The 24,922-nt window shown below is 67.4% G+C and carries 23 protein-coding genes and 4 tRNA genes; 6 read left to right on the forward strand and 21 right to left on the reverse strand.

Features of this window, described 5'->3' with window-relative positions:
- From ACVKN3_RS12865 to ACVKN3_RS12885, 5 genes are all read right to left on the reverse strand, one after another.
- Nucleotides 1-188 (reverse strand): GTP-binding protein (locus ACVKN3_RS12865; RefSeq protein WP_231873829.1); only part of this gene is annotated, 188 nt, incomplete at its 3' end.
- Between the two features lie 63 nt (nucleotides 189-251).
- Nucleotides 252-327, reverse strand: a tRNA-Thr gene (locus ACVKN3_RS12870).
- Between the two features lie 25 nt (nucleotides 328-352).
- Nucleotides 353-426 (reverse strand) — tRNA-Gly (locus ACVKN3_RS12875).
- Nucleotides 427-443: 17 nt separating this feature from the next.
- A tRNA-Tyr gene (locus ACVKN3_RS12880) sits at nucleotides 444-529 on the reverse strand.
- Between the two features lie 172 nt (nucleotides 530-701).
- Complete coding sequence (locus ACVKN3_RS12885) at nucleotides 702-1,187, reverse strand: acyl-CoA thioesterase (RefSeq protein WP_285405886.1); 486 nt, start codon at nucleotides 1,185-1,187, stop codon at nucleotides 702-704.
- Between the two features lie 102 nt (nucleotides 1,188-1,289).
- Here ACVKN3_RS12885 and ACVKN3_RS12890 point away from each other — a divergent pair, with 102 nt between their 5' ends.
- Genes ACVKN3_RS12890 through ACVKN3_RS12900 form a run of 3 tightly spaced genes read left to right on the forward strand, consistent with a single transcriptional unit; the run spans nucleotide 1,290 to nucleotide 3,983 of the window.
- Nucleotides 1,290-3,206 carry a SpoIIE family protein phosphatase gene (locus ACVKN3_RS12890; protein ID WP_354514525.1) on the forward strand — a complete coding sequence of 639 codons (1,917 nt, stop codon included), beginning with the start codon at nucleotides 1,290-1,292 and terminating at the stop codon, nucleotides 3,204-3,206.
- On the forward strand, nucleotides 3,187-3,612 hold the full coding sequence (locus ACVKN3_RS12895) for an ATP-binding protein (RefSeq protein ID WP_354514527.1): 426 nt from the start codon (nucleotides 3,187-3,189) through the stop codon (nucleotides 3,610-3,612). The genes ACVKN3_RS12890 and ACVKN3_RS12895 overlap by 20 nt, the downstream gene beginning before the upstream one ends.
- Entirely contained in the window at nucleotides 3,609-3,983 is a 375-nt protein-coding gene (locus ACVKN3_RS12900) for an STAS domain-containing protein (RefSeq protein WP_285405880.1), read from the forward strand. Before ACVKN3_RS12895 ends, ACVKN3_RS12900 begins: the two co-directional genes overlap by 4 nt.
- Before the next feature lie 45 nt (nucleotides 3,984-4,028).
- Here the strand turns inward: ACVKN3_RS12900 and ACVKN3_RS12905 are convergent, their stop codons facing one another.
- From ACVKN3_RS12905 to ACVKN3_RS12945, 9 genes are all read right to left on the reverse strand, one after another.
- On the reverse strand, nucleotides 4,029-4,496 hold the full coding sequence (locus tag ACVKN3_RS12905) for a MarR family winged helix-turn-helix transcriptional regulator (protein ID WP_285405879.1): 468 nt from the start codon (nucleotides 4,494-4,496) through the stop codon (nucleotides 4,029-4,031).
- A 554-nt stretch (nucleotides 4,497-5,050) separates the two neighbouring features.
- Complete coding sequence (gene ychF, locus ACVKN3_RS12910; protein WP_354514530.1) at nucleotides 5,051-6,142, reverse strand: redox-regulated ATPase YchF; 1,092 nt, start codon at nucleotides 6,140-6,142, stop codon at nucleotides 5,051-5,053.
- Nucleotides 6,143-6,175: 33 nt separating this feature from the next.
- A complete protein-coding gene (gene pth, locus ACVKN3_RS12915) occupies nucleotides 6,176-6,754 on the reverse strand; it encodes an aminoacyl-tRNA hydrolase (protein WP_285403161.1) in 579 nt (192 codons plus the stop codon).
- Between the two features lie 54 nt (nucleotides 6,755-6,808).
- Nucleotides 6,809-7,450 carry a 50S ribosomal protein L25/general stress protein Ctc gene (locus tag ACVKN3_RS12920; protein ID WP_285403160.1) on the reverse strand — a complete coding sequence of 214 codons (642 nt, stop codon included), beginning with the start codon at nucleotides 7,448-7,450 and terminating at the stop codon, nucleotides 6,809-6,811.
- 77 nt (nucleotides 7,451-7,527) lie between these two features.
- Nucleotides 7,528-8,466 carry a ribose-phosphate diphosphokinase gene (locus ACVKN3_RS12925; RefSeq protein ID WP_285403167.1) on the reverse strand — a complete coding sequence of 313 codons (939 nt, stop codon included), beginning with the start codon at nucleotides 8,464-8,466 and terminating at the stop codon, nucleotides 7,528-7,530.
- Between the two features lie 68 nt (nucleotides 8,467-8,534).
- Nucleotides 8,535-8,611 (reverse strand) — tRNA-Gln (locus tag ACVKN3_RS12930).
- A 65-nt stretch (nucleotides 8,612-8,676) separates the two neighbouring features.
- Nucleotides 8,677-10,065 carry a 4-(cytidine 5'-diphospho)-2-C-methyl-D-erythritol kinase gene (ispE, locus tag ACVKN3_RS12935; protein WP_354514532.1) on the reverse strand — a complete coding sequence of 463 codons (1,389 nt, stop codon included), beginning with the start codon at nucleotides 10,063-10,065 and terminating at the stop codon, nucleotides 8,677-8,679.
- 41 nt (nucleotides 10,066-10,106) lie between these two features.
- Nucleotides 10,107-10,721 carry a lipoprotein insertase outer membrane protein LolB gene (gene lolB, locus ACVKN3_RS12940; protein ID WP_354514534.1) on the reverse strand — a complete coding sequence of 205 codons (615 nt, stop codon included), beginning with the start codon at nucleotides 10,719-10,721 and terminating at the stop codon, nucleotides 10,107-10,109.
- 65 nt (nucleotides 10,722-10,786) lie between these two features.
- Nucleotides 10,787-12,496, reverse strand: a complete 1,710-nt coding sequence (locus ACVKN3_RS12945) for a tetratricopeptide repeat protein (protein ID WP_354514536.1) — start codon at nucleotides 12,494-12,496, stop codon at nucleotides 10,787-10,789.
- A gap of 150 nt (nucleotides 12,497-12,646) precedes the next feature.
- On the opposite strand from ACVKN3_RS12945, the gene hemA reads away from it, so the two are divergent.
- The 3 genes from hemA to ppk2 all read left to right on the forward strand — a co-directional run bounded on the left by hemA (nucleotide 12,647) and on the right by ppk2 (nucleotide 15,884).
- Nucleotides 12,647-13,918: a glutamyl-tRNA reductase gene (gene hemA / locus ACVKN3_RS12950; protein WP_285403157.1), complete on the forward strand. Its 1,272-nt coding sequence runs from the start codon at nucleotides 12,647-12,649 to the stop codon at nucleotides 13,916-13,918.
- 34 nt (nucleotides 13,919-13,952) lie between these two features.
- Entirely contained in the window at nucleotides 13,953-15,032 is a 1,080-nt protein-coding gene (prfA, locus tag ACVKN3_RS12955; protein ID WP_354514538.1) for a peptide chain release factor 1, read from the forward strand.
- Between the two features lie 78 nt (nucleotides 15,033-15,110).
- Nucleotides 15,111-15,884 (forward strand): polyphosphate kinase 2, encoded by a 774-nt coding sequence (gene ppk2 / locus ACVKN3_RS12960; protein ID WP_354514540.1) that lies wholly within the window; start codon nucleotides 15,111-15,113, stop codon nucleotides 15,882-15,884.
- Here the strand turns inward: ppk2 and ACVKN3_RS12965 are convergent.
- The 7 genes from ACVKN3_RS12965 to ACVKN3_RS12995 form a co-directional block, all read right to left on the reverse strand.
- Entirely contained in the window at nucleotides 15,878-16,729 is an 852-nt protein-coding gene (locus ACVKN3_RS12965; RefSeq protein ID WP_354514542.1) for a cytochrome c oxidase assembly protein, read from the reverse strand. The genes ppk2 and ACVKN3_RS12965 overlap by 7 nt on opposite strands.
- 2 nt (nucleotides 16,730-16,731) lie before the next feature.
- On the reverse strand, nucleotides 16,732-18,585 hold the full coding sequence (locus ACVKN3_RS12970) for a GldG family protein (RefSeq protein ID WP_285403153.1): 1,854 nt from the start codon (nucleotides 18,583-18,585) through the stop codon (nucleotides 16,732-16,734).
- Nucleotide 18,586: 1 nt separating this feature from the next.
- Entirely contained in the window at nucleotides 18,587-19,321 is a 735-nt protein-coding gene (locus ACVKN3_RS12975; RefSeq protein ID WP_354514544.1) for an ABC transporter permease subunit, read from the reverse strand.
- The gene (locus tag ACVKN3_RS12980; RefSeq protein WP_285403152.1) at nucleotides 19,318-20,253 is read right to left on the reverse strand and encodes an ABC transporter ATP-binding protein; all 936 of its coding nucleotides are present in this window, start codon (nucleotides 20,251-20,253) and stop codon (nucleotides 19,318-19,320) included. The genes ACVKN3_RS12975 and ACVKN3_RS12980 overlap by 4 nt, the downstream gene beginning before the upstream one ends.
- A 963-nt stretch (nucleotides 20,254-21,216) precedes the next feature.
- A complete protein-coding gene (locus ACVKN3_RS12985; protein WP_285406220.1) occupies nucleotides 21,217-22,596 on the reverse strand; it encodes an SRPBCC family protein in 1,380 nt (459 codons plus the stop codon).
- A gap of 228 nt (nucleotides 22,597-22,824) precedes the next feature.
- Nucleotides 22,825-23,466, reverse strand: a complete 642-nt coding sequence (locus ACVKN3_RS12990) for a response regulator (RefSeq protein ID WP_036140086.1) — start codon at nucleotides 23,464-23,466, stop codon at nucleotides 22,825-22,827.
- The gene (locus ACVKN3_RS12995) at nucleotides 23,463-24,722 is read right to left on the reverse strand and encodes a sensor histidine kinase (RefSeq protein WP_051938641.1); all 1,260 of its coding nucleotides are present in this window, start codon (nucleotides 24,720-24,722) and stop codon (nucleotides 23,463-23,465) included. The genes ACVKN3_RS12990 and ACVKN3_RS12995 overlap by 4 nt, the downstream gene beginning before the upstream one ends.
- Nucleotides 24,723-24,922 lie beyond the last annotated feature (200 nt).

Here is a 24,922-nt window from a genome sequence, read left to right on the forward strand (position 1 = left end):
ATCGTGATGCCGCGCGCCTTCTCTTCCGGCGCCGCATCGATCGAACCGTAGTCCTTGAATTCGCCACCGAAGCGCTCGGCGCCGATCTTGGTCAGGGCAGCCGTGAGCGTGGTCTTGCCGTGATCGACGTGACCGATGGTGCCGACGTTGACGTGCGGCTTCTTACGTTCGAACTTACCCTTTGCCATGAGCGCTAAACTCCGCTGGAGCCAATGAGATAGTAAAAAAGGAACCGCCGCAGGCGACGAAGATGGTGCTCATGACTGGAATCGAACCAGCGACCTCTTCCTTACCAAGGAAGTGCTCTACCGACTGAGCTACATGAGCACGAACGCAGCGCGCGTTAGGACAATGGAGCGGGAGACGGGAATCGAACCCGCACAATCAGCTTGGAAGGCTGAAGTTCTACCATTGAACTACTCCCGCACTGCGCGGAACTCGTCTGGTGGAGGAAGGTGGATTCGAACCACCGAAGGCGTAAGCCAGCAGATTTACAGTCTGCCCCCGTTGGCCGCTTGGGTATTCCTCCAACATAGAACGCCTATTGTCGCGAGCGCCCCGGAAACTGTCAATAACTTCCGCACGTTGAGTTCACATGCGATGACGACTTCCGACGGCCCGGACAGCCCACCGATACGGGTAGTCGGTGAGCGAGCCGCGCAGTGTAGCGATGCCGATCGGGAATGGGAAGAGCCGGAGACTCAGGCTTCGCGGGTGGCCTGTACCAGCGGCTCCATCGCGCGCGACATCTCCATGAGTTTCAGGGCGTATTCCTGCAGGCGGAGGTCCCGCGCGTCCACCGGCTTCCAGGGCGGCACCGGGGTGGGCTTGCCGCCGTCGGCCTTGTCCATGGCGACGAAGACCATCACGCAGCTGGTCGCCAGGCGCTCCTGACCGCTCCGCAGGTCGCGCGCCAGCACGTCCACGGCCAGGTGCATGCTGGAGGTGCCCGTATGGATCAGCCGGGCGCGCACGGTGACCAGGTCGCCGATGAGGATGGGCGCGAGGAACTGGATGCCACTGACCGACACGGTGACGCAATAGGCGCCGCTCCAGCCGACCGCGCAGGCGTACCCCGCCTGGTCCAGCCACTTCATGGCCATGCCGCCATGGACCTTGCCACCGAAGTTCACGTCGGTCGGCTGCGCCAGGAAACGGAACTCGACTTCTCGCTGGGTGCCGGACATGCCGCAAGCCTTGCTGGGGAAAGCCGCATTATGGCCGCTGGACCGCTTGTCGTACCGCCCTGCCCGGCATAGATTCGGAACCATCACCCCCTGGAGCCATCGATGGTCCTTCGCAGTGTCGCCTCACGGCTTGCCCTGGCCGTGCTCCTGGGATCGGCGATCGTCATGGTCGTCACCGGTGGCCTGCTGCTGTCGCACACGCGCGAGCAGACCCTCGCCCAGACCCAGAGGGAGGCGGACGCCATCGCCGAATCCGCGGCACTGCGCATCCAGGGCCGCATCGACGGGGTAGGCACGGTGGCACGCACGCTGGCGTTCCTCCTGCGCGACCGCCGCGACCAGGCCGCGCCGCTGATTCGCGACACGCTGGCCGCCCACCCCGACCTCGTCGACATCACCGCCGCGTTCGTGCCGCGCAACACGGCCATGCCCCGGAACGACGATGCCCCGGTGGCGCGCCGCGGCGCCGATGGCCACCTGGTCATGGGCAGCCGGCGAACGGACCCGGAGCCCTACTGGCGCTCGCCGTGGTTCATCCGCGGCCTGAACTGCGACGGCGGTTGCTGGCAGCCGCCGTTCCATGCCGCCGGCGAGAGTCGCACGCTGATCGGCTACTCGGTCGCCATCCCCGGCGGCGACCGGGTGCCGGTGATCGGCGTCGCCGATGCCACGATCAGCCTCGACTGGCTGCAGCGCGTCGTGTCGCAGCTGAACAAGCCGGGTCATGCCTCCGGCTTCGTCGTGGACGGCGATGGAGTGTTCCTGGCGCACGACTGGGCCTCATACATCGGCAGCCGCGCCAGCCATCCGCTGCGCGAGGCCATCGCATCCGGCAACCCGGCCACCCGGCTCACGCCGGAGATGGGCGCGCGGGTCAGCGAGCCGGCGTGGGTCTACCTCGTACCCATCCGCGGCACCCGCTGGACGTTCGGCCTGAGCATGCCCGAGCGGGCCGTGCTGGCCGACCTGCGGCGCACCTACCTGGTCGATATCCTGCTCGGCGTGCTGGCACTGACCGGGGTCTCGCTGATCGCGCTGTTCATCACGCGCCGGCTGATGGCACCCCTGGGCGTGCTTGCCGAGCGGGCCGAGAACGTTGCACGAGGCGACCTGGACTTCGCACTGCCCCGCGTGCGGAGGGACGACGAGGTAGGCCGCCTGACGCGCGCCTTCGACCAGATGCGCCACGAACTGGCCGGCCACATCGACCTGGCCAAGCGCACGGCACGCGATCAGGAGCGCATCGCCAGCGAACTGGAGATCGCCCGGCAGATCCAGCTCGCCCTGATCCCCGAACCGCACTGGCTGGCCGAGGACGGACGGCTCGAGCTCTATGCCGCCCTGCGGCCGGCCCAGGCCGTGGGTGGCGATCTCTACACTTACTTCGCGCTGGGCGCCCGGCATGTCTGCGTCATGGTCGGCGACGTGTCCGACAAGGGCGTGCCGGCCGCGCTGTTCATGGCCCGCACCATCACGCTGGCCCGCACCCTTGCTACCCATGCGCGCTCGCCCAGCGACATCCTGGGCGCCCTGAATCGCGAGCTATGCAAAGGTAACGACACCTGCATGTTCGTGACCCTGCTGTGCGGCGTGGTGGAGACGGAAACCGGGATGCTCTCGATGGCCAGCGCGGGCCATGAACAGCCCGTGCTGCGGGCGGGGGGCTCCGCCATCCTGATCGACGTGGAAACCGGCCCGGCGCTCGGCCTGGACCGCGAGGCGCGCTACCCTGTCCGGGTACTCACGCTGCTGGGAGGGGACACCGTGCTCATGTACACCGATGGTGTCAGCGAAGCGCATGCCGGCGACCAGCGCCTCTACGGCGCCCATTCGCTGCTGGACAGCGTGGCGCGCGTCGCCGAAGGCGCGACGCCCGAAGCCTACGTACAAGGCGTCCTCGGCGACGTGGACGCCTACGTCGAGGGCGCGCCGGCCTACGACGACATCGCCCTGCTCGCGCTTACCTGGCATGACACCGAGACCCAGGGGGCGCACCTCGATGCGGCTGCGCATCTCTAACCGTCTGGAGGACGTCTTCCTGGCGCTGGACCGCGCCACGGACATCCTCGAGCGCAGCGACATCGACATCGCCTGTCGTGCCGACGTGCGGCTGGTGCTGGAGGAACTCCTGGTCAACACCGTGCGGCACGGCTACCCCGATGGCCGCGAAGGCCGCATCGATATCCACATGGCGATCGAACGCGCCAGCGTGTGCCTGGAACTGCGCGACGACGGTGCCCCGTTCGACCCGCTCGAACCCCCTGCGCCGGAGCTTCCAGGCGACATCGCCCAGCGCGATATCGGCGGCCTCGGCCTGCACCTCGCGCGCAGCATCGCCAGCGCCTTCGACTATGCACACGACGAATACGGCAACCGTGTCGTGATCCGCTTCGATCCCTCCCTGTACGGCGAGCCCATCCCATGACCCTGATCGTCCGCAGCGAGTCCCCCACCCCCGAACGCAGCACCGTCTGGCTGGAAGGCCGGCTGGACGCCGCATCCTTCGGCGAGTTCGACGAGGCGTTGCGAGATATCACGCCCATGGTGGACAACGGCGGCACCCTGATCGTCGACCTTTCCGCGCTGGACTACATCAGCAGCGCCGGACTGCGCAGCCTGGCGCAGTTGCGCAAGCAGATGCACGACCGGACCGGACGCGTGCTGCTGCTCAACCCGCAGCCGCAGGTAAAGAAGGTGTTCGAGATCGTCAAGGCGGTACCGGTGGCCGAGGTGTTCGCCAGCGTGGCGGAACTGGACCAGTACCTGGACCATATGCAGCGGAAGATCACGGGCTGACTCGGAACCTCGTTTAGCGGGTGCCAGGCACGACGGGGCGCCGACCTACCCTTTCGTGGTCTCGAGCACGCTGGTGCGCAGCGCTTCCAGCTGCCGCTTCAGGCCGGCCAGTTCATCCAGTTCGCATCCCGTGGCGCAGAACACGTGGACGGGCACATCGCCGGTCTTCTCCTGCAGGGCCCTGCCTTGCTCGGTCAGGGTGACGATCACCTGCCGCTCGTCTTGCGTGCCGCGTGTGCGCTGCACCAGCCCGGCGGATTGCAGGCGCTTGAGAAGCGGCGTCAGCGTGGCCGAATCGAGGAACAGCCGCTCGCCCAGCCCTGACACCGTGACACCGTCGCGCTCCCACAGCACCAGCATGACCATGTACTGCGGGTAGGTGAGGTCCAGCCTGGCCAGCAACTGCCGGTAGAGCTTGCCCATGGCCAGGTTGGCCGAATAGAGGGCGAAGCAGAGCTGGCCGTCGAGCGTGCGCGGGGCTTCGACGCCTTCGGGGAGGGCGGGCTTGATCATAAAAGAAAGGTAGGGATGCGACTATTCAATTGCAAGCGATTTAATCGCCAGACGAAGAAACCGTCGCAGCCAGGATGGCAGTTGAATTCACTCAGCTGCAAAAAAGGTTCTTCGCGCGTTACCGGGGAGGAGGCGTCGGGCGGTCACCCTCTGCGCTCGAGCAGCGGCCGCAAGCGGCCGAACTCGCTCAGAGGATGACCCCCCGACACCTCCCCGACGACTGAGGTGCCGGGTAGGGAAAGCGACGCTCGCGGCATCGCCCGAAGCGGCATCTCCAGGGTGGCCCCGTCCGAGATCGCCAGCGCTTTGCTTTTCCACTCCCGCTGCCTCTGTCGTCGCAGAGGTGCTGGGTGGTTACGCTCTGAGCGAGTTCGGCCGCTTGCGGCCGCTGCCCGAGCGCAGAGTGTGACCACCCAGCGCCTCCTCGCCGCGCCATACGAGCGACAGTGGCTCTGGCTTCGGCTTCGGCTTCGGGACGGCCACGGTCATGCGTGAAGAACCAAAAAAAGCCTCGCACGAGCGAGGCTTTTCGTTTCACCCTTTAACGCATGCGCTCAGACGTTGAATCGGAAGTGCAGCACGTCGCCTTCCTTGACCAGGTAGTCCTTGCCTTCCAGGCGAAGCCGGCCGGCTTCCTTCGCACCCTGCTCGCCCTTGAACTTGATGAAGTCATCGTAGGCGACGGTCTCGGCACGGATGAAACCGCGCTCGAAGTCCGTATGGATGACACCGGCGGCCTGCGGCGCGGTGGAACCGGCGCGGACCTGCCAGGCGCGAACTTCCTTCTCGCCGGCGGTGAAATACGTCTGCAGGCCAAGCAACTTGTAGCCCGCGCGAATCACGCGGTTCAGGCCCGGCTCGTCGAGCCCGAGATCCTTGAGGAACTCGTCGCGGTCAGCCTCTTCCATCTGCGAGAGTTCTTCCTCGATGGCGGCCGAGATGGCCACCACCTCGGCACCCTCTTCCACGGCGCGCGCGCGGACGGCATCCAGGTGCGGATTGTTCTCGAAGCCGTCTTCCGCCACGTTGGCGATGTACATCAGCGGCTTCATCGTGATGAGGAACATGTCGCGCACGAGCGCCTTTTCTTCCGCATCCAGCCCGGCCGAGCGGGCCGACTTACCCTGGTCGAGGGCCACGCGCAGTTTTTCCAGCACCGGCTTCTTCGCGATGGCGTCCTTGTCGTTGGCCTTGGCCGAACGCGTGGCGCGGTCGAGCGCCTTCAGCACGGCTTCCAGGTCGGCCAGCGCCAGTTCGGTGTCGATCGTCTCGATGTCGGCAATCGGGTCGACCTTGTTGGCCACATGGATGACGTTACCGTCTTCGAAGCAGCGCACGACGTGCGCGATGGCGTCGGTCTCGCGGATGTGGGCGAGGAACTTGTTACCCAGGCCTTCGCCCTTGGACGCGCCGGCGACCAGGCCGGCGATGTCGACGAATTCCATGGTGGTGGGAATCACGCGCTGCGGCTTCACGATATCCGACAGCGCGCTCAGGCGCAGGTCGGGCACGGGAACGATGCCGGTGTTGGGCTCGATCGTGCAGAACGGGAAGTTGGCGGCGGCGATGCCGGCCTTGGTGAGCGCGTTGAAAAGGGTGGACTTGCCGACGTTAGGCAGGCCGACGATGCCGCATTTGATGCCCATGGCGATGTTGTCCGGTATAGGTGAGTGGTGCGGTCAGGCGACCGTGTGCAGGCGCTTCATCGCCTCGTCGAACTTGCCATCCAGCGCCAGCGGCAGCACGTCGAACGCGCGCCCGATGCCGTGCATGATGGCGTCCTCGTCGGCCGCGTTGGGTCGGCCGAGCACCCACGGGGTGACCTTGTCCTTGTGCCCCGGGTGGCCGATACCGACCCGCAGGCGATGGAACTTGCCATGACCCAGGTGGGCCATGATGTCGCGCAATCCGTTCTGGCCGCCGTGGCCGCCGTCGAATTTCATGCGGACGGTGCCGGGCGGGAGGTCCAGTTCGTCGTGGGCGACGAGACACTCCTCCGGCGCGATCTTGTAGTAGCGCAGCGCCGAGGCCACCGCGATGCCACTCTTGTTCATGAACGTCGCGGGCTTGAGCAGCCAGAGGGTTTCGCCGCCGAGGCGCAGCTTGCAGGTTTCCCCGTGCAGCTTGCCGTCGAAGGCCCAACGCTCTCCCTGATCCATGGCCAGGGCATCGACACACCAGAACCCGGCGTTGTGCCGGGTCCTGACGTATTCGGCCCCGGGGTTACCGAGGCCGACGATGAGACGAAGTGTCGCCATGTGCCGAAGCGGACACGACCCGCGGCGCCAGGGCGCACGCGGGTCGCAAACCGATTACTTCTTCTCTTCGGTCGGAGCGTCGCCTTCGGCGGCCGGCGCTTCCGGATCGACTTCTTCCTGGATGGCGGCGACGGTGACGACGGCGACGTCGTGCTCCTTGCCCAGGGCCAGCTCAGGAATTTCCACGTTGGCCGGCAGCGTGAGGTCGGACAGGTGGATGATGGAGTCGGCGTCGAGCGAAGCCAGGTCCAGCTCGATGAACTCGGGCAGGTGCTTGGGCAGGCACGAGACCACGACTTCCGTCAGGTTGTGCGAGATGACCAGACCCGAGGTCTTGCCAGCCGGCGACTTTTCCTGGTTGAGGAAGTGGATGGGCACGGCGACCTTGACGGCCTCGTTCTCGTTCACGCGCAGGAAGTCCATGTGCAGCATGAGCTGCTTGTACGGGTGCTTCTGCCAGTCCTTGATCAGGACCTTCTGCTTCTTGCCGTCGACGGTGAGGTCGATGACGGACGAGTAGAACGACTCGAAACGCGAGCCGAGCAGCACGTCGTTGTGCAGGACCTGGATAGCCTGCGGAGCCTCGCCGGCGCCGTAGACGATACCCGGCACGAAACCCGCGGTACGAAGGCGGCGGCTCGCACCCTTCCCTTCGATCTTGCGGCTCGTGGCGGTGAGCTGATGATTGGTAGCCATGGTGTTGCCTCAGGTAAACCGCCTTACGGCGGTGGTAAAGGGCTTCCCCGCGACCAGGGAAGCCCGAAAACGGTAGGTCAGTCGATGTAGAGGGAGCTCACCGATTCGCCGAAGGCGATGCGGCGGATCGTCTCGGCGAGCAGTTCCGCGACCGACAACTGACGGATTTTCGCACAGTCGCGCGCGTTGTCGCGCAGCGGCAGGGTATTGGTGACCACCAGCTGGTCGAGCTGGGAGCCCTCGATGTTGGTGATCGCGGCACCCGACAGCACCGGGTGGACGCAATAGGCGACGACCTTGCGGGCGCCTTTTTCCTTCAGGGCCGCCGCGGCGGCGCACAGGGTGCCGGCCGTATCGACGATGTCGTCGACCAGGACGCAGGTCTTGCCGTCCACGTCGCCGATGATGTTCATGACCGTGGCCACGTTGGCCTTCGGGCGGCGCTTGTCGATGATCGCCAGGTCGGCATCGTCGAGGCGCTTGGCCAGCGCGCGAGCGCGGACCACGCCACCGACGTCGGGGCTGACCACGATCAGGTCGTCCATGCTGTGGTGGCGCCAGATGTCGGCCAGCAGCACCGGCGAGGCGTACACGTTGTCCACCGGGATATCGAAGAAACCCTGGATCTGGTCGGCGTGCAGGTCGATCGTGAGCACGCGGTCGGCGCCGGCGGTGGCGATCATCTTGGCCGCCAGCTTGGCCGTGATCGGCACGCGCGCCGAGCGGGGGCGACGATCCTGGCGGGCATAGCCGAAATACGGCATGACCGCGGTGACGCTACCGGCGGACGCGCGCTTGAGCGCGTCGATCAGCACCAGCAGGTCGAACAGGTTCTCGGCGCTGGGGGCACCCGTCGGCTGGATGACGAATACCTCCTGCTTGCGGACGTTTTCCTCGATCTCGATCTGTGCCTCGCCATCGCTGAACCGGCCGATGAGCGCCTTGCCGAGCGGAATGCCCAGGCGGGCGGCGACATCTTCGGCCAGTGCGCGGTGCGCATTGCCGGTAAACAACATCGGGGTGGACGTATCCACGGAAACTCCTGGCGTGAGATGGGTGGGTCCGGGTGTATGCCACCGTGAGGTGGCTGGGGCGGCAGGATTCGAACCTGCGCATGCGGGAATCAAAATCCCGTGCCTTAACCAGCTTGGCGACGCCCCAACAATTCGTTCCGGCGAGCCATGTGGCCCGCCTGGCTCTGCCGCAGCCCGCGGCCCTTCCCGTCCTTACGACCTGTGTCCAGCGGCGTCGATCCGTTGCCGCATGAGTTGCAGCGGCGAGGGATCGATGCCTGCCGCCACGTGGACCGTAAAGCCCGCGGGACAGCGTGAAGCGACGGCAAGCGCCGCCTCGTGCGTTCTCGTTTCCAGGAATACGCAGCCACCGCTGCCGGAAAGCCGCGCGTTGCCGAAGCCGCCCAGCCATTCCAGTGCCGCCGCCACGCGCGGATGCCGCGCGCGAACCACGGGTTCGAAGGCGTTCTCCGCAACTCCCCCGGAAACAAAGGCCGAAATTGTCGCTTGCGGGGCATGGCGTGTCAATTCGGGCGCGGCGAACAGCGCGGCCGTGGGCACGTGTTCGCCCGGATCGACGACCACGTACCAACGCCGCGGCAAGCGCAGGGGCGTCAGCCGCTCGCCCACGCCCTCGGCCCAGGCCGACCGCCCGCGGACGAAGACGGGCACATCGGCGCCCAGGCGCAAGCCCAGCACCGCCAGGGCGTCCTCGTCCAGTCCCGTGCCCCACAAGGCGTTCAGGCCGACCAGCACGCTGGCCGCATCCGAGCTGCCGCCGCCCAGGCCGCCGCCCATGGGAATCCGCTTGGCGATGGCGATCTCCGCACCGAGCGGACAGCCGGTTTCCGCGGCCAGCAAGCGGGCGGCGCGCACGGTCAGGTCGTTGTCCTCGGGAACACCGGGCACCGCGGCGGGACGGGTGACGAGGCCGTCGGCCCGCACGCGCAGGCGCACCTCGTCGCCCCAGTCGAGCAGGCGGAACACCGTCTGCAAGGCGTGGTAACCATTGTCCAGGCGGCCCACGATGCGCAGGAACAGGTTGAGCTTGGCCGGCGCCGGCCAGCGGGTCCAGTCGGTCGGCCCCAGCGGCGCCAGTTCACGGCTCATGAAGACCCGCAGGTGGTCGGGAAAGCCGTTTTCGCGGTCCCGCGCCAGCGCCCGGGCAAAGCCGGGAGCATGCTTGTCGACCACGGTGAAGCCGTGCTTCGCATAGAACGGCGCGTTCCAGGGCACATCCGACAGCGTCCCCAGGTCTACCCGACGGAACCCTGCTTCGCGCGCCCAGGCGCAGGCGTGCTCGAGCAGTGCTGCGCCGATGCCCCGGCCGCCGAACGCCGGCAGCACATCGATCTCGGCGATGCCGATCGCGTCCGGGGTGCCGTCGGTGTCGAGGCAGACGAATCCGACCACATCCTCGTCCACCGTCGCCACCCACGCCCGACCGCGTGCGATCAGCTCGTGGACGATCTCGCGCGGCAGCATCATCGACGAGTACGACGGCCATGCCGGATGCCCGCGGAACAGCTGCACCGCGGCGCGTTCGATCTCGCAAAGCCGGTCGGCATGGTCCGCGACGGCGGGACATATCTCGAAGTTCATCGCGGGGCCGTGGTGCGAAAGGCGCGGAGTATAGCGGGCGCCTACTTCGCGAACGACCAGTCCTCGATCGCCAGGCGCACCTTGTAGGGCGCTTTCTCGGCGAACACGCGCAACGGCATGGCCGGCTGGCGCGTCGTGTCCCAGGTTTTGTAGTCGACCGTCCAGCCGTCCTGGACCAGGCGGGACGGCAGGCCATCCCCGCCGAACGCGATGTCCGCGGCGCCGGTGTCGGCACGCAGGCCCAGTGCCCACCGTTTCAGCTCACGCAGGGGAATCTGCCAGCCGACGGTCGCGGCCATGAGCGATTCGGCATCGGTGCCGTGCCGGGTGCCACCATCCAGGCCTTCCAGGTCGGCACCGTCGGGGGCGCCGGTGAGGCGAAAGGTGCGACCCGTGATCGGCCCGCGCACGGTGAACTCGTAGCGGTCGCCGTCCTGTCGCCAGGTAAGGGTGCCCGAGTTGCTGTCCTTACCGTCCGAGACGGACAGCTTGCCCTGCAACGTCCAGTGATCGGTATCGGCCAGGTCGCGCTCACGCTGCGCCTGCCGGCCCAGCGTGGCGGCATCGCCCGGTTGGCGGACCGGCGCACGGGTGGTCGCGCAGGCGGAAAGCAACAGCGCGAGGGAAACGAGGGAGGTTCTGACGACACGGTGCATGGATCGATCCGGCGAGGGAGGGAAGACGAGGCGATGGCGCCCGGCGAAGACCGCCGGCAGGCGCCCTACCCCTGCGGGCGCAGCTTCTGCTCGGCCCGTGGCAGCGCGGCGTTTTTCGGGTCGATGCGACGCACCTCGTCCAGCAGCTTGCGCGCTTCGTCGTGCGCACCCCGTGCCCACAGCACTTCGGCCAGGTGCAGGCCGACGTCGCCGTCCTTATGCCGGGCCCAGGCTGCGCGCAGCGTGGTTTCGGCCTGGTCCAGGCGACCTTGCCGGAACTGCAGCCAGCCCCAGGAATCGGCCACGGAGGGATCGTCCGGGCGCGCGGCTCGCGCCACCTGCAGCAGGGCCTGGGCCTCGGGAAGGTCGCGATCGTTGTCGGCCAACGTGTATCCCAATGCGTTGCTCGCCTCCACGTCGCCCGGCTTCAGGGTGAGCACCTGGCGGAAATCAGCCACCGCCTGGTCCACCTTCCCGGCTTCGGCATTGGCCAGTCCGCGGGCGTAGAGCATGTCCGGATCGTCCGGCTTCACCCGCAACGCCTTGTCGTAAGCATCCACGGCGGCGGCGTAGCGCCGGGCATCCATGTACAGCTCGCCGTCCAGCGCGAAGGCCTTGCGCAGGGCGTCGGGGCGGTCGGCGTACTGGGTCTGCAGGCTGCCGACGATCTCGTGGGCATCGTCGTCCTTGCCTTGCAGATGGAGGATGACCGCGCTGCGCACGGAGGCGTCGAAGATGCGCGGATCGTCGTCGCCGACCGCGGCGTACCAGTCGAGGGCGTCTTCCTGCTGTCCCAGCAACTCGGCCAACTGGCCCAGCGTGAACGCATTCGCCGCCTGCACGTCGTCGGACTGCCGGCGGATCTCCGCGTAAAGCCCGGCCACGGCCTTCTTGTCCTGGGCACGCGCGGCCAGGGTCATCCGCATCATGTAGGTATCGACATCCTGCGTGCCGCCGGCCAGCACCCGTGCGGCGCCTTTTTCGTCGCCGCCCTGCGCCAGCACCGTGGCATAGGCCAGGCGAAGCCGCGTGTTGGCCGGATCCTTTGCCACGGCCTTCGCGAACAGGGCCTTCGCCCCCGCCTTGTCGCCGGCGCGGAAGTGCTGCTGCGCCGCCCAGCCGTAGGTCACCCCGTCGTGGAAACGCGCCTGCGCGCCGTCGCCGATGGCCTTGGCGTAGTCGTGCCGACCGAGGGTCTCGCCCAGTTCGGCCATGGCCAGCCAGACGGCGGAATCGTTGGGCAGGCGCTGCGGCGTGGCCACGCGCTCGAGCAACTGCCCGGCCTGCGCGGCATCGCGGCCGGAGGCCAGGGTGCGACCGATCTCGCGCCAGGCCTCGGGACTGCCCGTGCCCGCCATGATCTCCAACTGGCGCTGGGCCTCGGCCGTGTCGCCGCGGTCCAGCGCCATGCGTGCGCGGGTCTCGGCCAGCTCCAGCGGCCCGGCACCCAGGCGGGCCCAGCGCGCCAGGCCCCGTGCCGCGGCGTCCTGGTCGTGCACGGCCAGGGCCAGTTCCGTGGCGCGCGCGGCCACGCGGGGGTCGTCGGTGAGCGGGGCCGCGCGGCCATAGGCATCGGAGGCGGCCTTCAGATCGTTGGCGGCCAGGGCGAAGTCGCCCGCCATCAGCTGGGCCTGGAGGTCGCGCTCCGGCGGCACGATGGCCACCTGCATCCGGTCCAGCGGCTGCGCGCCCGTACGCACGGCCCTGGGCGCGGTGGCCGGGCCGGGGGGCGTCGTGGCACAGCCGGCGAGCACCGCGAGGGTGCCCAGGGCCACAAAATGCCGCACTCGCTTGAACTTGGACCGACCGCTCAGCACACTACTCTCCGAATTCGTCCTACACGCCGATGCATGAAGCCCGGCCCTTGTGAGCGCACAATGCGCCCTTAGCTTAGCCGACGCCACCGAAGCCGACCGCAGCCCGTCATGCCACTCATCGCCCTCGGGCTCAATCACCTCACCGCGCCGGTCAGCCTGCGCGAGCAGGTGGCATTCGACGCCGCGGCGGCCCCGGAGGCGCTGGACGAACTCGTCCGGCAGCCCGGCGTGGAGGAGGCGATGATTCTCTCCACCTGCAACCGCACCGAGCTTTATTGCAGCGTGGCCGACGGCTTCGAGAGCGCACCCGGCCTGTGGCTGTCCCGGCAACACCGTCTGACCCCGCAGCGGCTGGACGAGTTCCTCTATCGCCACGACGAACACGAAGCCGTCCGTCACATGTTCCGCGTGGCGACGGGACTCGACTCCATGGTGCTGGGCGAGCCGCAGATCCTCGGCCAGGTGAAGGACGCCTACCAGCAGGCCCGCTCCGCGCAGTCGCTGCGCGCGCCCATGGAGCGCCTGCTGCAGCACACCTTCGCCGTGGCCAAGCGCGTCCGTACCGATACACGCATCGGCGCGCACACGGTCTCGGTCGCGTACACGGCGGTGCGTCTGGCCGAGCAGGTGTTCACCGACCTGCGCCAGGCCTGCGTGCTGCTGATCGGCGCCGGCGAGACGATCGAGCTGGCCGCCCGCCACCTCACCGACAAGAAGGTGCGCCGGCTGATCGTGGCCAACCGCACGCCGGAAAACGCCCAGGAGCTGGCCAGCCGCTACGGCGGCTATGCCATTTCCCTCGCCGACCTGCCGCGCCACTTGGCCGAGGCGGATATCGTCATCAGCTCCACGGCCTCGCGGCAACCGGTGGTCACCCGGTCGATGGTGGCCGACGCGATCGTCGCGCGCCGCCGGCGGCCGATGTTCATGGTGGATATCGCCGTGCCGCGGGATATCGAGGCGGAGGTCGCCCAGTTGGACGACGTCTACCTTTACGGCATCGACGACCTCAAGCAGGTCATCGACGAGAACCGCCGCTCCCGGGAAATGGCCGCGCGCGAGGCCGACGCCATCATCGACCTCCAGGTGGAGCGCTACATGTCCTGGCGTCGCGCGCTCACCCTGCGCAATCCGGCGGTGGACATGCGCGTGGCCGCCGAGGCCCAGCGCGACGAAGTGCTGGCCAAGGCCCAGGCCATGCTGGCCAGGGGCCGTTCCGCGGACGAAGCCCTGGCCTTCCTGGCCAACACGCTGACCAACAAGCTGCTGCATGCGCCCAGCGCGCGGCTGCGCGACGCCGCCCTTTCCGGCGACATGGACCTGCTGCACGCCGCCGGCCGTCTCTACGGACTGGACCCGGACGACGACGTTTCCGCATGATGTGGGATTACTCTCGCCCCACGTCGTACCGTCGATGACCCCTTCCATCCGCCGTAAACTCGAAGCCCTCGCCGAACGCCACGAGGAAGTCGGCCGCCTGCTCGCCCAGCCGGACGCGCTCGCCGACAACCAGCGCTTCCGCGACCTGTCGCGCGAATACGCCCAGCTGGAGCCCGTGGCCGCCTCCCTGCGCGAGCACGACGACGCGGAACGCGAGCTGGCCGAGACACGCGCCATGCTCGACGACCCCGAACTGCGCGACATGGCGGTGGACGACGTGGCACGCATCCAGGCGCGCCTGGAGGACCTGGACGGCGAGCTGCAGATCCTGCTGCTGCCGAAGGACCCACGCGACGAAGGCAACCTGTTCCTCGAAGTGCGCGCCGGCACCGGCGGCGACGAGGCGGCGATCTTCGCGGGCGACCTCTTCCGCATGTACGCACGCTACGCCGAGCGGCAGCGCTGGCATGTCGAGATACTCAACGCGAACGAGGGCGAGCACGGCGGCTACAAGGAAGTGGTGGCGCGCATCGAAGGACGCGGGGCCTACTCCAAGCTGAAGTTCGAATCCGGCACCCACCGCGTGCAGCGCGTGCCGGAAACCGAGTCGCAGGGCCGCATCCATACCTCCGCCGCCACCGTGGCCATCCTCCCCGAACAGGACGACATCGCCGAGATCGACATTCGCGACGGCGACCTCAAGGTGGATACCTTCCGCGCGTCCGGCGCCGGCGGCCAGCACGTCAACAAGACCGACTCGGCCATCCGCATCACCCACCTGCCTACCGGCACGGTGGTGGAGTGCCAGGACGAGCGCAGCCAGCACAAGAACCGTGCCCGCGCGATGAGCCTGCTCAAGGCACGCCTGCTGGATGCCGAGCGCAGCAAGCAAAGCGCCGCCCAGGCGGAATCACGCCGCCTCCAGGTCGGCTCCGGCGACCGCAGCCAGCGCATCCGCACCTACAACTTCCCGCAGGGCCGCATCACCGACCATCGCGTCAACCTGACGCTCTACCGCCTCACCGAGGTGATGCAGGGCGACATGGACGAACTGATCGACACGCTGACCCGCGAGGCCCAGGCGGACGAGCTGCAAAGCCTGACGGCGGCGTAACCGCCCTGCCCTGCCGGCACGCCGCGGCGACATGACGTGCCGCACAATCGGCGTCCCGACCCCCGATGGAAGATACCGATGGGCAAGAAGAAGAAAGCCTACGAACGCGACCTCGAAGCACTGCAGGTCGAACTGGTCGGCCTGACCCGCTGGCTGCGCCGCAGCGGCAAGCGCATGGTCGTGCTCTTCGAAGGGCGCGACGCCGCCGGCAAGGGCGGCACCATCAAGGCCATCACCGACAAGCTCGACACCCGCGCCGCCCGCGTCGTGGCGCTCGGCAAGCCGTCGCAGGACGAGCAGACCCAGTGGTACTTCCAGCGCTACGTGGAACACCTGCCCGCGGCCGGCGAACTGGTGCTGTTCGACCGCAGCTGGTACAACCGCGCCGTGGTCGAACCCGCCATGGGTTTTTGCACCGAAGACCAGTACGACGCCTTCATGAAGGCCTGCCCGACGTTCGAGAAACTGCTGACCGACGACGGCATCATCCTGATCAAGTACTGGCTGGCGGTCGACCAGGACGAACAGGAGGAACGCTTCGCCGAGCGCGCGCAGGATCCGTTGAAGCGCTGGAAACTGTCGCCGGTGGACCTCGAAGGCCGTGACAAGTACGCCCAGATGGGCGAACTGCGCGACACCATGATCAAGCGCACGCACACCGCCGATGCGCCGTGGTTCGTGGCCGACTACAACGACCAGAAGACCGGCCGGCTCGACCTCATCCGACACCTGCTCGATCAGGTGCCCGACAAGGAGGTTCCCAGCGACGAGGTGCACCTGCCTCCGTTGAAGAGCAAGCCGAAGAAGGACAAGGTCACCGACAAGGCGGAGAGGGTGCCGAAGGTCTACTGAGCCACCCTGGCACGGCGCACGGGTGTCCTGCGCGGCAGGCGCCCGTTGCGTGACAGCCGCAACCACTGGCGCAGGGCCAGCAGGCCGCCCGCGGATTCGATCATGGCCGCGGGCACCCACATGATGACGCCACCGATCAGCTGCCCGGTCAGCACGTTGAGCGTGAACGCGCGCCCGCATATCTCGAAGATGGGATAGAGGTCGGTTTTCGAGAAGGTGACGATGGCGCCGGCGACGATCTGCGGGGTCATGGTGATGCCCGGCGACAGCACCCGCCAGCCCGGCGACATGCGCCCCGGCGGCTTCGGGCGGTGGTCCAGCACCAGCCACCAGTACGCCAGCCCCGACACCACCATCGACCAGTTCATGGCGCGGTAGATCCGCCAGTCCAGCATGGCCAGCGTCTGCAGGTCCGGCACCAGCCAGACCAAGATCAACGCGACGAAGCCCACGGTCACGACCGCGGGGTGCAGCAGTACCGTGCTCAGCACGCGCCAGACCGCGCCGCCTTGCGCGCGACGCAGCCGCACACGCCACGCCAGTGGCAGGCCGGCGCGAAGGATCGTGCCGGGATAGGACGCGATGACCAGCAATGGCGCCAGATGGTGCAGCAGCACCTGCTGGATGCGGTGCATGAAAAACTCGTGCTCCGCGAAATAATCGAAATAGGTGTGCAGCGACAGGTAGATCATCGCCATGCCGGCCCAGAACGCGGCCCGGCGCGCCAGCGGCACCCGCAGGCGCCGGCAGCCGCGCGCATAGGCGAGCGCCGTGCCGACGAAGACGATCAGGAACACCCAGGAAAACTCCCAGGGCACCACCCATTTCAGGATCGTGCCGGCCACCGTCAGGTCGCGCGGCGGGCACGGCGCGTGCGCCGCCAGCCGTAGATCAGCCCGATAAGCGCGACCAGGCCGGGTACCAGCACGATGTTGATGAACTTCAGGCGCAGCCCCAGCGCGTCGATCTCGGCGTTGAGCTGGTGCTGCACGTCACGCAATTCCTTGCCGATGGCCAGCTTGCGCTGCAGGTACTGCTCGACCTCGCGGCGCTGCTCGGCCGTGGCCGTGCCACCCGTGGCGCCCTTGGCCGGTTGCAGTTCGGCCAGGCGGCGCTGGGTTTCATAGAGCTCGTTTTCCAGTTCGCGTTTCTTGGTCAGGAACTTGCGATCGGCGGCGGCCTGCAGGGCGCGCACACGCGTGAACGGACGCTGCGCATTGACCCGGCCGCGGATCGACAACAGCGCCGTGGATCCGCTGAGGTTGTCGACGATGTTGGAGACGAAGTCGCCGTTGTTGGCGAACGGCGTGAGCTGCTGCTGGCCCAGCAGGGGCTGCACATCGATCCACAGACGATCGGAGAGCAGGTCGGTGTCGGCCACCAGCACGATCTCGCCCGGGCCTCCTGCCTTGGCGAGGTGGCCCTTGCCCGCGCGCTCGGGGAATGCGGAGTGGAACGTGTCGCGCAGGCGCGCCGCCAGCACGTAACGATCGTGGGTCGGCTCGTAGTTCTCCATCAGGCTGGACGGATCGTTGGCCGCGTCGCGCACCCGCTGGGCGGGCACCACCGTGGCTTCGTCGGAGGACTGCACCAGCGGCACCAGCCGCGCCTTCGTCTCCTGGGCCAGTTCGAAGTGGCCGGCGGTCGAGAAATTCACCCGCTGCAGGCTGGCCGTCACCACGTCGTCGTGGTTGAGGTCCTGCGCACCCAGGCCGAGCATCGCCGGATGCCCGATGCTGTTGCCGTTGAGGTCGATGGTCAACGCCTGCGAGCGGTCCAGCACCACCTGGCTCGGGTCGTACACCACTCCCCACGCGGCGAACAGGCGATGCAGGTCGGAGTCGTGATCGTCCACGATGCCGTGCGAGTCGATCAGCGGCGCGCTGTCCATTTCCGAGTCCGGATCGACGAACACCACCAGGTGGCCGCCACGCAATACGTACTGGTCGATCGCGTATTGCGCGTCGTCCGACAATCGCTTGGGATGCACCAGCAGCAGCACCTCGATCGACGGATCGATGTGGGTCAGGCCGTCAGGGTCCAGCGTGGTCACCTCGGCGATCTGGTCGAGCTGCCGGAACACCGTCCACGCGGCTTCACCGATCACCGGGTTGCCTTCCACCGGCAGGGAGCTGACCACGGCCAGCCGCGGTTTGCGCGGCATGCCCAGTTCGTAGAGCAGCTTGGCGATGTCGTATTCGACGAACGCCTCGCGAGCGGGGTCGAAGAACGGAATGGCCTGCGGTGCCACTTCGCCGGAACCATCCATGCCCACCAGGCCGAAGAACACCCGCTCTCCGTTGCTGCCGCCGCTGGCCGGCGTGAGGCCGTAGCCTTCGGCGGCATCCTCGTCGTCGGAATACGGCACCGGATCGATCACCCGGAAGCGCACGCGACCGTGCGCACGCACGGCGATCTCGCGCAGCATCTCCTGTACCCGCTGCTCGTAGCTGCGCAGCTGCGGCAGGTCGCGCGTGGCGTGGTCGGAAAAATACAGGGTGACGGTCAACGGCTTGGTCAGTGCATCGACGATCTGCAACGTGCCTGGGGTCAGCGTGTAGATGCGATCGGACGTGAGGTCGACGCGCGCGGTGCGCAGCGACAACGCACTGATCGCGATGGCGACGAGGAACAGCGCCGCGATGGCGACCAGGGCGGCGCGCAGGCGCAGCGAACGGGTGATACGGAAGCGACGGGCCATCTCAGCGCGTCCTCTTCAGGTCGAGCATCACCACGCTGGCGCCCAGCCAGGCCACGATGGTGGCGAAGAAATACACCAGGTCGCGCAGGTCCAGCACGCCACGCGCGATGGCATTGGCGTGCCGCGCCATGCTCAGCTGGCCCATCGCGCCGACCAGCTTGGGCGGCACGGCATCCTGGAAGAAATCCAGCACCTGCGGCTGGCCCACCAGCAACAGCAGGAAGCAGACCGACGCGGTGAGGATGAAGGCGATGATCTGACTGCGCGTGATGGTGGACATGCAGGTGCCGATGGCGATGAACGCACCGGCCATCAGCCAGCTGCCCACGTAGCCGGCCAGGATCACGCCGTTATCCGGATCGCCCAGGTAGTTCACGGTGATCCAGATGGGGAACGTGAGCACCAGGCAGATCCCGATGAAGCCCCAGGCCGCCAGGAACTTGCCCAGCACGGCCTGCGAGATGGACACCGGCAGCGAGAACAGCAGTTCCAGCGTGCCCGAGGCCCGTTCTTCCGCCCACATGGCCATCGTCACCGCGGGCACCAGCACCAGGTAAAGCCAGGGATGCATGTCGAAGAACGGTTGCAGGTCGGCCAGGCCACGGTCGTAGAAATCGCCGGTGTAGAAGGTAAGCGTACCCGCCAGCACCAGGAAGATGACCATGAACACATAGGCCACGGGCGTCACGAAATAGCTCCACAATTCGCGGCGGGCGATCGCCGTCACACCGTTCATGCGTGGCCTCCGCGCGGCTGCGTGGTGATCTGCCGGAACACTTCGTCCAGGCGACCCTGCTCCAGCTGGATCTCGGACACCTGCAGGTTCTGGGTGCGCAGCAGGGCCTGCACCTCGTCGAGGATCGGCCGGCCTTCCCGCGGGAACACGGTGACCCGGCCATCCAGCGGATCGACCTCCACCGTCGCCACGCCGGGAATGCGTGCCAGCATCTCGCGCGATACCGCGCTGCCCTGCGCGCTGAACGACACCGCGCCGTGGTACCGCGAGCGCGCCTCCAGCTCGGCGGGTGTGGCATCGGCCAGCAGCTTGCCGTTGGCGATGATCGCCACCCGGTTGCACAGGGCGTGCACTTCTTCCAGCAGGTGGGTGGATATGAGGATGGTGCGCTCGCGCGCCATGGCGTCGATCAGCATGCGCACCGAATGTTTCTGGTTGGGATCCAGGCCATCCGTGGGTTCGTCGAGCATCAGCACGGGCGGATCGTGCAGGATCGCCTGCGCCAGACCCACGCGGCGACGCAGCCCCTTGGACAGCGTGCCGATGGTCTGTTCGAGCACGTCTTCCAGCTCCAGGCGCGCCACCACCTCGTCGAACCGGCGATAGGCCAGCTCCCGATCCAGCCCGCGGACGCGCACCATGAAGGTGAGGAACTCACGGACGGTCATCTCGCCGTAGCTGGGCGCACCTTCCGGCAGATAACCGAGCGCCCGCTTGGCCGACAGCGGCTCCCGCCGCACGTCGAAGCCGCAGACACGCGCGGTACCGGAAGTGGGCGCGAGGAAGCCGGCAATCATGCGCATGGCGGTGGACTTGCCCGCGCCGTTGGGCCCCAGCAGGCCCAGCACCTGCCCCGGCTCCGCCCGCAACGACAGCGCATCCACCGCGATCAGCGGTCCATAACAACGGGTCAGTCGGTCGGTCTCGATCATTCCCACAATTAACGCACGGCGGGGCGGTCGCAACCACCCCTGCTGCGCGTTGAGCATCGCGCGATGCTGGGTGGGCTCGCCTCCGGCATCGCGTTTGGCTTTGGAGCCTTGGGACGTTCGAGAAAGAGCCGGCGGGTAGCCCCCTCGGGGCCACGCCTGCGGCGACCCGTCAATGAAAGCCGCTCCGCGGCCATGTATTGATTGCCCTTCGGGCCGGGTCGGGCTTCGACCGGAGGTTTCCGATTCGACCTCCTGTCTCAGCGGAAACGGCCGGCCGTCCTGGCCGGCCCCCTTCGGGCCTTATCCGTTCGAAGCCCTCGCCTGCGGCTACCGGCCCCGAGGGGGCTACCCGCCGGCTCTTTCCATCACTGAGGTGGGTTGTGACCGAGCAACCGCTGACGTGCAGGATATGGCGTCAGCGCTTCGTTGGCTTTTCGCCCACATCGTGGGCTCCTACCCCAGGGGTAGGGCCGGTTGTGGCATATCCAACGCGTGATCTGCCGTCTGGGGGTAGGAGCGCACGCACGTGCGCGAACCCTCGACACACGTAAGGCGACCGATGCGATGCAAAGCAGGCAAGCGAGCGTTCCCAGCAACGAAGCGAAACTCAGCTCTTAGCTTTTCCCACACGCAACCTCAGTCGTCGAAAGAGCCGGCGGGTGCCACCCTCGGGGCCGGTAGCCGCAGGCGAGGGCTTCGAACGGATAAGGCCCGAAGGGGGCCGGCCAGGACGGCCGGCCATTTTCGCTGAGCCATGGATGGCGAATCGAAAATCCCCGTTCGAAGCCCGACCCGGGCCCGAAGGGCCATCAATACATGGCCGCGGAGCGGCTTTCCTTGACGGGTCGCCGCAGGCGTGGCCCCGAGGGTGGCACCCGCCGGCTCTTGCTCCACGGCCCAAGGCCCATAAAAAAACCCCGCTGTCTCCAGCGGGGTTTTTCGTGTGACCTGCAAGCCAGAGGCTTACTTGGCCATCGTCGGCGCGGTGCCGGCTTCGGCCGGAGCCGCGGCGGTGCTGGCCGGGGCGGGAGCCGAGGACGAGCCGGCGGGAGCCGATTCTTCCAGGCCCGGCTGCTTCAGGCCGGCTTCCTGCTCGGGGGTCTGGTCCGGCAGGTTGTCGCCCTGCAGCGGCAGGTAGACCTCGAACTTCTGCTCATCGTAACCCTCGACCGTGCCCTTGTTGTTGACCGGCGCCTTGACCTGGATGTCATAGGCGCGGAACGACACGTCGTCGAACTTGTAGCCGTGGGTCTGCGAGTAGGCTTCCAGCATCTGACGGGTCTGCGGCAGGCCCGCGCCGGTGCCGTTCCACTCGGCCTTCAGGGCCTTGCCACCGAAGGCGAGCACGGCCTTGACGTTGCCGTCCACGATCACGCGACCCAGCTTGTCCTTGCTGCCCGGTGCGGCGGCGGTGTCGCCCGCGGCGGGGGCGGCAGCCGTCGATGCCTCGGCGGGAGCCGTGGTGTCGAGTGCCGGACGCTGCGCGGCGGTGAGCTGCACGTCCTGACCGTTGATCTTCAGCGTGGTGGCGTCGATCTCGGCGGCCACGTCGAAGTTGTAGTTCTGGTCGCCCCAGTTCGTGGTGAAGGTGATGCGCGGGCCGACGATGTTCACGCCCAGCTTCTTCGCCGCGGCCTGCAGTTCGCCCATCGCCTTGTCCGACGCCGCATCGACGTCGTCGAGGGTGCGCGGAGCGGTGGTGGAGACGAACAGGATCGGCTTGGCAGGCTGCTCGGCGATAGCCGGGATCATCTTGCTGTAGTCGATGTTCGGGATCGCCGCCATCAGGTTCTGCAGGTTGGACAGGCTGAACTGGATCAGCGCGTCCGGATCGCCATGGATGTAGAGGTTGGAGAAGCGGTTGACCAGGTTGAAGCCGTAATCGACATCGTAGGCCCACTTCACCTTCACGAGCTTCTGGCTGCGGCCAGTGCGCTCGAGGTTGATGGTGAACTTCTTGTCGTTACCGCGCCAGCCGTTGTTGACCGTCCAGACAATGGTGCCCTTGCCGGCATCGGAGATCTTGGAGAAATCCGGATCGATGGAGGCGACTTCGAGCGAGCCGTCACCCATCTTGGGATCGCCGGCCTTCCAGGAGATCTTTGCGCCCGGGCCATAGGCCTTGCCGGAAAGTTCGAACTGGACCTTGGGATCGAGGGAGCGAAGGGCTGTGTAGTCCGGGAATCGACGGAAGTTGCTGAAGACGTCGTAAACCTGGCGCAAGTCCTTGCTGATCAGCATTTCGCGCTCGACGTGTCCCGTCGAGGGCATAGCCACACCGGCAACGACGCCCAAAATGGCGACGATGACGAGGGCAACGATAAATTCTAACAGACGCGTCATTCCACGGTTCTCCGAACGTCTTACGAACAGGCTCCGCACACGGACGGTTGCCGCATGGTCACCCCTGAAGAATCGGCCCGTGGCTTGGGGTTAGCCAGTGCCGAAAGAGCCGATGGTAGCTGCTCCCGGCGGGGAACGCCATTGGGTCCCCTGCCCTTTTTCGCAAGCCTGCACAAGCGGATTTTCGGCCGGAAACCGGCCAGCCATCGCCCCTGCGCCCGGACAGAGTCAGACGATGCCCATTTCCAGGGCCTTCAGCACCGCACGGGTGCGGTCGCGAACACCCAGTTTGGACAGGATGTTGGAGACGTGATTCTTCACCGTGCCCTCCGCCACCCGCAGCGAATTGGCAATCTCCTTGTTGCTGTAGCCCCCCGAAAGGAGGCGCAGGATCTCGGTTTCGCGTTCGGTGAGCGGGTCGGGCTGTTCCAGGCTGGAGAACTGGTTCTGTATCCGGCCCACCCCCGCCAGCAGGCGCTGGGTGACCATCGGCGCCACCAGCGAGCCGCCGGCCGACACCGTCCGCACGGCCTCCACCAGTTGGTCGAGCGAGACGTCCTTCAGCAGGTAACCCCGCGCGCCGGCCTTGAGGCCCGAGAGCACCAGCTGGTCGTCATCGAAGGTGGTCAGGATGATGGTTGGCGGCAGCTCGTTACGCGCGCCGAGGGTCTGCAGCACGTCCAGCCCGCTCATGTTGGGCATCCGCAGGTCGAGCAGCACCACGTCGGGGCGAACCTGGGGAATCATCTGCACCGCCTGGGCGCCATCGGCGCATTCGGCGACGACACGGATGTCCCCGGCCAGGTCCAGCAAGGAGCGGATGCCCTGGCGCACCAGGTTCTGATCGTCGACGAGGCAGACGGAAATCATGGATGGCCCTCGGAAGGAACGGAAAGTGTGGCACGCGGGACGGCCTCGGCGTCATCCGGGACCTCCAGCGTGTGACGCGTCGGCGCATGGGCCAGCGCGGGCTCCTCGCCCAGGGGCAGGCGCGCCGTGAGGGCGAACCCGCCCGCAGGATCGGCACCGAAACGGAGCGTGCCACCGAACTCGGCGAGCCGCTCGCGCATGCCGTTCAGGCCGTTGCCCGGATGGAACGGATGATTGCCGCGCCCGTCGTCGCGCGCGTCCAGGCACAACTCGTCGGGTCCGGTATGGCGGAACACCAGCCAGAGGTTGCGCGCATGGGCATGGCGCACCGTATTGGTGAGGATTTCCTGCGCGCAGCGCAGCAGCATCTGGGCCCGTCGGGGGTCCTCGACGCCGAAGCGCGGCGGCACGCTCAGGTGCACCGTCAGCCCGGGCACGCCCTCGGTCAGGCTGCGCAGCGCCTGGGTGAGGTCGATGGCATCGTCCTGGCGCAGTTCGCTGACCACCTCGCGTACGTCGGCCAGCAGCTGCTTCGCGGTCTTCTGCGCCTTCAGCACGTGCTCGCGGGCCGTGTCGTTGGTGAGGTGGCTGGCCACCTCCAGGTTCAGGCTGAGCGCGGTCAGGTGGTGGCCGACCAGGTCGTGCAGGTCGCGCGCGATGCGCATGCGCTCGGCGATGCGGGTGGATTCGGCCAGCAGGGCACGGGTGGCACGCAGTTCCGCGTTGAGCTGGCGCAGTTCCTCGCGCTCGTCGGCCTGCTGGCTGGCGATCAGGGAAGCGATGAACATCAGCGCCGAGAACCCGAAATAAAGCACCGCCTGCATCACCGAGGCCACCAGGGGCCAGCCGACGGCCGCATAGAACAGCGGGATCAGCGCCACGTGCGCCAGCACCATCCAGGCCATGGCCAGCGGCAGGCTGATGATCCACGGCACCACCGCGGCCACGATGACCAGCAGCAGGGCGCTGACACCGCTCTTGCTGAGCCCGCCCACCGCCAGCGCGGTGCCCGTGAGGATCAACAGCACCGCCACGCGGGTGAAACCGTCCACCCGGGAGCCCAGCTGGCGGGTCAGCAGGCCATAGACCACACCGAACACCAGGTAGCAGGCGATCCAGGCCAGCAGGGCCATGTCGCCGATCTGGCCCGGCTGGTTGCCGGCGCGCTGGATCGACAACGGCAGCCCGGCGCACAGGTACGCCAGGTAAGTGGCGTAGCGCAGCAGCCGCACGTGGTTGAACTGGAGCTTGGACATGACCGCATCATAGGGCGGCACGGGACAAGGCCGTAACCTGACGGATGGCACGGGGACCAGACCGGCCGGCCGCCGGGCGAGCTTTTTAACTAGCGGTTAACAGCGGGCGCCGAGCCGTTGCGACTGGCATGCATACAGCGCCTACCGACGCTCCCCATGCCATAATGCAGGTCATCCGCGACCCGGGGGTCGCTTTCCAA

It is taken from the genome of Luteibacter sp. PvP120 (assembly GCF_054055715.1).